Below are 1,098 nucleotides of genomic sequence, written 5' to 3' on the forward strand. Positions count from 1 at the left end.
ATGCCGTCGGTGATGCAGACGCACAGTTTTATACCGGCATCCGCCGCTTCCATGATCGAATCCGCCGCGAAGGGCGGCGGCACGAAGACGATGCTGGCCTCCGCGCGGGTCTCGCGCACGGCGCCCTTGACGGTGTTGAAGACGGGCAGGCCGAGATGCGTCTGGCCGCCTTTGCCGGGGGTGACGCCGCCGACCAGCTTGGTGCCGTAGCGCTTCATGTCGTCGGCATGGAAGCTGCCGATCTTGCCGGTAAATCCTTGCACGATGACGCGCGTGCTGCGGTTGAGCAGGATTGCCATTTCTCGACCTCCCTCAGGCTGATTTTTTGTTCTTGGCGGCTTCGCGCCAGGCGGCGACGGCCTTTTCGGCGGCTTCGGCCAGCGTATCGGCGACGATCACCTTCTCGCCGGAATCGGCCAGGATCTTGCGGCCTTCCTCGACCTTGGTACCGGAAAGGCGCACCACCAGCGGCACGTCGACGCCTACCTCGCGGATCGCCTTGATGACGCCTTCGGCCACCCAGTCGCAGCGGTTGATGCCGGCGAAGATGTTGACCAGGATGGTCTCGACATTCTTGTCGCCGAGCACCGCGCGGAAGGATTTCGCCACCCGCTCCGGCGAGGCGCCGCCGCCGATGTCGAGGAAGTTGGCCGGCTCGCCGCCGGCGATCTTGATCATGTCCATCGTCGCCATGGCGAGGCCTGCGCCGTTGATGATGCAGCCGATGTTGCCGTCGAGCCCGACATAGGAGAGGCCGCGGTCGCTGGCGAAGGTTTCGCGCGGGTCTTCCTGGCTCTTGTCGCGCAGCTCGGAGATTTCCGGGCGGCGAAACAGCGCGTTCTCGTCGAAGGACATTTTCGCGTCGAGCGCGACGAGACTGCCGTCGCGCGTCACCACCAGCGGATTGATCTCCAGCATCGAGGCGTCGTAGTCGCGAAACACCTGGTAGCAGCCGAGGATGGTTTCGGTCGCCTTGCCGATCAGGTTGCTCTCGAGCCCGAGGCCGAAGGCGATCTCGCGGGCCTGGAAGCCTTGCATGCCGACGCCGGGATCGACAGTGGCGCGGATGATGGAATCAGGTTTTCTCTCGGAGATTTC

At 64.5% G+C, this 1,098-nt stretch carries 1 protein-coding gene and 1 pseudogene; both read right to left on the reverse strand.

The genetic code is table 11. From position 1 onward, the window contains the following. A pseudogene (locus LB528_RS30120) lies at positions 1-299 on the reverse strand (succinate--CoA ligase subunit alpha); the annotation flags it as partial. A gap of 13 nt (positions 300-312) precedes the next feature. Then, positions 313-1,098 (reverse strand): ATP-grasp domain-containing protein (locus LB528_RS30125; protein WP_224717241.1); only part of this gene is annotated, 786 nt, incomplete at its 5' end.

Origin of the sequence: Mesorhizobium sp. CA4 (genome assembly GCF_020165075.1) — a bacterium.
In the GTDB taxonomy this organism is placed as follows: Bacteria; Pseudomonadota; Alphaproteobacteria; order Rhizobiales; family Rhizobiaceae; genus Mesorhizobium.